Origin of the sequence: Paenibacillus sp., from assembly GCF_035645235.1 — a bacterium.
Classification (GTDB): Bacteria; Bacillota; Bacilli; order Paenibacillales; family YIM-B00363; genus Paenibacillus_AE.
The window spans coordinates 1-5,297 of the sequence record NZ_DASQMZ010000146.1 but is presented as its reverse complement, the minus strand read 5'-3'; the positions used below and the strand labels follow the sequence as shown (position 1 = coordinate 5,297).

5 protein-coding genes and 1 rRNA gene are annotated in these 5,297 nt (G+C 59.9%); 3 read left to right on the top strand and 3 right to left on the bottom strand.

The features are described from left to right. Positions 1–189, bottom strand: a 189-nt coding sequence (locus tag VEZ38_RS14810; RefSeq protein ID WP_324894720.1) for a response regulator transcription factor, incomplete at its 3' end; no start/stop codon positions are given. A 178-nt stretch (positions 190–367) separates the two neighbouring features. On the opposite strand from VEZ38_RS14810, the gene VEZ38_RS14805 reads away from it, so the two are divergent. Next, the gene (locus VEZ38_RS14805; protein WP_324894718.1) at positions 368–1,264 is read left to right on the top strand and encodes a hypothetical protein; all 897 of its coding nucleotides are present in this window, start codon (positions 368–370) and stop codon (positions 1,262–1,264) included. A gap of 78 nt (positions 1,265–1,342) precedes the next feature. Here the strand turns inward: VEZ38_RS14805 and VEZ38_RS14800 are convergent, their stop codons facing one another. Next, on the bottom strand, positions 1,343–2,590 hold the full coding sequence (locus tag VEZ38_RS14800; RefSeq protein WP_324894716.1) for an aminotransferase class V-fold PLP-dependent enzyme: 1,248 nt from the start codon (positions 2,588–2,590) through the stop codon (positions 1,343–1,345). Positions 2,591–2,778: 188 nt separating this feature from the next. On the opposite strand from VEZ38_RS14800, the gene VEZ38_RS14795 reads away from it, so the two are divergent. Next, the gene (locus VEZ38_RS14795; protein WP_324894714.1) at positions 2,779–4,239 is read left to right on the top strand and encodes an amino acid permease; all 1,461 of its coding nucleotides are present in this window, start codon (positions 2,779–2,781) and stop codon (positions 4,237–4,239) included. Here VEZ38_RS14795 and VEZ38_RS14790 read toward each other — a convergent pair. Further along, complete coding sequence (locus VEZ38_RS14790) at positions 4,236–4,868, bottom strand: LysE family transporter (protein WP_324894712.1); 633 nt, start codon at positions 4,866–4,868, stop codon at positions 4,236–4,238. The genes VEZ38_RS14795 and VEZ38_RS14790 overlap by 4 nt on opposite strands. Before the next feature lie 360 nt (positions 4,869–5,228). Between VEZ38_RS14790 and VEZ38_RS14785 the strand changes: the two genes are divergently transcribed. Then, positions 5,229–5,297: ribosomal RNA gene (locus tag VEZ38_RS14785) — 16S ribosomal RNA — on the top strand; the annotation flags it as partial.

The window sequence follows — 5,297 nt, the reverse complement described above, 5'->3', positions numbered from 1 at the left end:
GTCCATGACGGGCATCTGAACGTCGAGCAGCGCGATCGACGGCCGCAGCCGGCGCACGAGCTCGACGGCGTCTTCGCCGTTGTCGGCGACGCCGACGACGCGCATATCGTGTTCCAAATTGATGATCGTTTGCAGCCCGTCCCGCAAAAGCAGTTGATCGTCGGCGACGACGACGGTGAGGATCGACAAGGAAGCTACCTTCTCTCTGCACGAGCGACGCCCGTTCGTTTTCTTCCTATTATACTGGTTTTTTCGTTCGGACGGAGCCTCCGCGCGAAAACATGACCTTCCGCATGACCGAAGTCACTAGGGAAGTGACAGGCGGTCTACTATGATGGTAGAAATCTGAATCGAAAGAGGCGAAACTATGAAAAAGGCACTCCTCGCCCTCGCCCTCGCCGCGACGGCCATCATCGGCGCGGCTTGCGGGGCGCAAGGCGGAACGAGCGGGGCGGCGGCCGAGCCGCTGCCGGATATCGCAAGCCTCAGCGACGAATTCGACGACCCGGCGACGCTGGACGATTGGACGGAGCTGTCGACCGTCGAAGGGCACAAAAACTGGGTCGACCAGCTCAGCATCGGAGAGAAGCATCCCGGAGAGCTGTTCTTGTCGCCGTACGCGAGCGGATGGTTCGAGGACGACCGCGGCGTGTTCCTGTTTAAAGAAGTGACCGGCGACTTCGACGTGACGTTCCGGCTGCTGACGACGGGCAAGGAAACCGATGTGCCTCAGAAGTCGTACTCGCTGGCGGGGCTCATGGCGCGCGAGCCGCGGGACATCACGATGGACACGTGGACGCCCGGCAAGGAGAATTGGCTGTTTATAACGAACGGGTACGGGTCATACGGGCAATACATTAAACAAATCGAGACGAAAACGACGATCGACAGCAAGTCGGACCTGCGCCTGACGCAAGTGCGGGACGGCTGGATCGAGCTGCGCATCATCCGCCTCGGGGACAACTTCTTCACGCTGTACAAACCCGAAGGCAGCACGTGGACCCGGGGACGGACGTTCCCGCGGCCCGACTTGCCGGACACGCTGCAGGTCGGCATCGCGGCGTATTCGAACGGCGCCTACTTCGGCAGCGATATCGACAGCAAGACGTTCAACACGATTCCGGAAAACGGTCCCGCGGACCTGCTCGTCCGAGGCGACTATATCCGCTTCGCCCGGCCGAACGTGCCGGCGGAGCTCGTAAAGCAAATCCAAGACGGATCGTTGTCGGACAGCGCGCTCATCGAGTTTTTGAATCAGCCTTAAGGCGACTGTCGGCGTCGACGGCAAAGAAGCCTGCGCCCTCTACGGGACGCAGGCTTTCTTTCGGTTCCATGAGCGCGGTTATCGCTTTAGCGACATGACGGCGTCGAGCGCCTTCTTCACATCGGCCTCGCTGATATACACGCCGGGCGTAAACCGCGCGTACCGCTTCTTGTACGGCGCCTCGGTCGAAATCACCTTCTTGTCGACGAGCGCCTGCGCGGTTTCCTTCGGAGACATGCCTTTCACCTCGAAGGAGACGATGCCGGAGGAAAGCGCGTCGTCCATCGGCGTCGCGAGCAGGACGTGCGGCATGTCGGCGAGCCCTTCCTTCAGCATGCGCGCGAGACCGTGCACCCGCTCGTAGACGGCCTGCTTGCCGATGCCGAGCGAAAACTCGAAGCCGGCCGGCATCGCCCACAGATGCTCCATCGAGTGGAAGCCGCCCGGCGACATCGTCGTGCCGTCGGCGACGTCCGACTTCGGCTTGCCGCTGATGATCTCGTACATCGTTTCGGAGAAGCTCGGAATGACCGGGCGCACATGGCGATAGCCGGCCTCCGTCCCCGCGACGATGCCCGTGCCCCGCGGGCCGTAAATCCACTTATGCGTGCCGGCGCAGAAGAAGTCGCAGCCGAGCTCCGGGAACGTCTCGAGCTCGACGCCGAAGCCGTGCACCCCGTCGACGACGAGCAGAATGCGATCTTCTTCGCTCCGCTTTTCGTTCAGCTTGGCGATTTCCTTCGCCAGCTGCGGTATCGGCGACTTCAATCCCGTGCTCGAATGCACCCACGTCGCCCCGACGACGCGCGTCCGGTCGGTGATTTCCCGCACGAGATTGCCCACCATCTCCTCGATCGTCACCGTATGGATGTCTTCGTAATACTTCACTTCCCGGAACGTGCAGCCCGTCCGGTCCGCCGCCTGCTTGATCGCTTCCTGCTGCGAATAATAGTTGTGTTCGGACGTTAAAATTTCGCGTCCCGCCTGAATGTTCAGGCCCGTATATACGATACCGAGGCCGACGGTGGTGCTGTCGACGAGCGTGATCCGCTTGTGATCGTCGACGCCGAAATAATTCGCGGCCGCCTTCCGGCACGCCTCCGCGAATTTCACCTCGTTCTTTAAGATGTATACCGCAGGGTTTTTGTCGAGCTCGTCTCGGTGTTTCTCGATCGCCTCCCGGACGTGCCGCGGGTGCGAGGCGAAATATTGCGCCGTTCCCATATGAATGTAATCCGGGTCGAGGTTGAACTGCGCGCGTATTTGTTCCCAGTCGACCGCGCTTGCGGCGGACGTCTTCGTTTCCGTCAAAGTAGCCGTCGGCATAGCGGATGTTCCCCTCTTTTTCGCGAGTGATAATACTCCCCTTTATTGTAAACGCGCGCCGCCGCTCCCATCCCGCTGGCCGACTTCCAGTTGTTCCCTTAGGCTTCCTGCGACTAAGTTGACTGCTCCCATCGAAGCCTAACAGGAAACGAGTGCGCCCTACGCGGCGCGGGGGGTACGACGAAACGATGAGCGAAAAACAACATCCGTCCTCGGGCGCCGCGGCCAGCCGAGGCGCGATGAAATGGTGGCAGCTCACGCTGCTCGGCCTCGGCTTTACGACGGGGACCGGCTTCTTCCTAGGCTCGGGCATCGCGATCGAGACGAGCAGCTATGCCGTCTTGGTGCTGTTCGTGTTGGCGGCAGTGGGCACGTACTTCGTGTACGACGCATTGTCGTGCATGATCGCGGCGAAGCCGGAGAAGGGTTCGTTCCGCACCTATACGAAGCATGCCTTCGGCCATTGGGCGGGCTTCAGCCATGGCTGGATGTATTGGTTGTCCGAGATGCTCATTCTCGGCAGCCAGCTGACGGCGCTCGGCTTGTTCACGCGGTTTTGGTACGACAAGTTCCCGTTGTGGGTGTATGCCGGCAGCTATGCCGCGCTCGGCGTCGGGGTCGTCATGCTCGGGCAGAAGGGGTTCCAAAAAGCCGAAAACATTTTCGCCGTGTTGAAGGTGACCGCGCTGATCATGTTTATCGTGCTGGCGTTCCTCGTCATCCCGGGCGTGCTCGGGCAGGAGAACGCCCATATGCACCCGCCGAAGTCCGTCGGCGATTTCTTCGAGCACGGCGCGATGGGGATGTGGACGGGGCTCGTGTTCGCGTTCTTCGCCTTCGCGGGCATCGAGGTGATGGGACTCATGGCGACGGAGCTGAAGTCGCCGAAGGACGCGCCGAAAGCGGGCAAAGTCATGATCGCGACCGTCACGCTGCTCTACACGGTGTCGCTTGCGCTTGCGCTGATCCTCGCGCCGAAGAAAGCTTTCTCGCCGGACGAAAGTCCGTTCGTGACTGCATTGAAGGACTTGCATTTTAGCGTCATCGTGGACATTTTCAACGGGGTGCTGATTATTGCGGGGTTCTCGAGCTTGGTGGCCTCGCTGTTCTCGACGACGAAGATCATGTACACGATCGCGCAGGACGGCGACGCGCCGAAGCTGTTTACGAAGCAGACGAAGAAACGCAAGCTTCCATACATGTCGCTGTTGCTGACGATCGCCGGGATGACGGTATCGGTCGTCGTCGCGCTTCTGCTGCCGAAGGCCGTGTACGAGTACATCACGACGGCGGGCGGACTGATGCTGCTGTTTTCTTGGCTGTTTATGGTGCTTTCCGCAAGGCGCCTGACGCAGCTTTCGACCTGGGCGCAGGTGAAGTCGTTCACCGCGATGGCGCTCATTGCGGCGGCGGTGACGGGCACGCTGTTCGACGAAAGCAGCCGGCCGGGTTTTTTCGCGAGCGTCGGCTTCGTCGTCGTAATTGTCGGCGTGTCGTTGATTTTGCAATTTACGAAGTGGAAGAAGGGCGGCGGCGGGGGCGGACAAGGCGAAACGCCCGACGCCCCTTCGAACGGGGAGCCGGACGAAGAGTCGGCGGGAGAGTCGGCGGGCATTCGGTTGTGGCGCAAACGGCATGCGACGGATTAAGGGGTTAGGAACAGCAGCTTGAACGCCTGCATGCCGAAGTACAATCCGAACCCGATGAGCGCAAGGCCGGCGACGCGGGAGACGAAGGTGAGGATGCTCCCGCTCGCGAACTTGCTGAAGCTGCTGGAGAGCGACGCCATCGTGAAGTCCCATACGAGGATGCCGAGGAAGATCGCCGCGCTGTTGATCAGCAGATCGAGCGGCGCCTCGGTTTCCGCGGCCTTCGCGAGGATGGACCCGTAGATGCCAAGCCAGAACAAGATACTGAGCGGGTTGCTGAGCGTCAGGAAAAATCCTTGCGCGAAGGATTTGGCCGGCGCTTCTTTCTGATGTTCCTTGCTTGCTTGAATCGCGTCCGCTTTTTTAAAGCTCTCGACGCCGGTATATACGAGGACGAAGCAGCCGAAGGTCCACAGGAACGTCTTCATGAACGGGGTCTGCAGGAAATGCGCGGAGCCGAAGTATATGAGCAGCATGAAGGCGGCGTCCGCGGCCATGGCGCCGAGGCCGAGCAGCCAAGCGTTCCAGAAGCCGTACCGAATGCCCTTGTCCAGCTGGGCGGCGTTGACCGGACCGATCGGGGCCGATAAGGAAAGACCGAGAAGAACGTAACTTAGGAAAGTACTCATGATGGCGTCAGCAGCTCCTCGTTGCTTAGTACAATACTTGTACATGTTTATGGAGAGGGCTGTCCGCCTAGAACGACGAGTTGTCCCTGGCATGGGTCATGGAATATTTTACAATTTGCAATCGGTCGGCAAAGCGGGTATAGTATATTCTTGTCGCCGCGGAAACGGCGGCCGGGCGGATGAAAGCGAGCGTTTCGGTGGAAAACACTGGCGCTTGCATCGAGGCTGCCGAATGTGGTAGGATGTAATTCCGGCCGCGAGAGCGGATCGGACAAGCAGTACGAAAGTTTGTTCCTTGAAAACCGAACATGAGCGAAATATGCTTTTAGCTAGCTTGTAATGAGCGCAGTTGAACTACCCTTTTTGGAGAGTTTGATCCTGGCTCAGGACGAACGCTGGCGGCGTGCCTAATACATGCAAGTCGAGCGG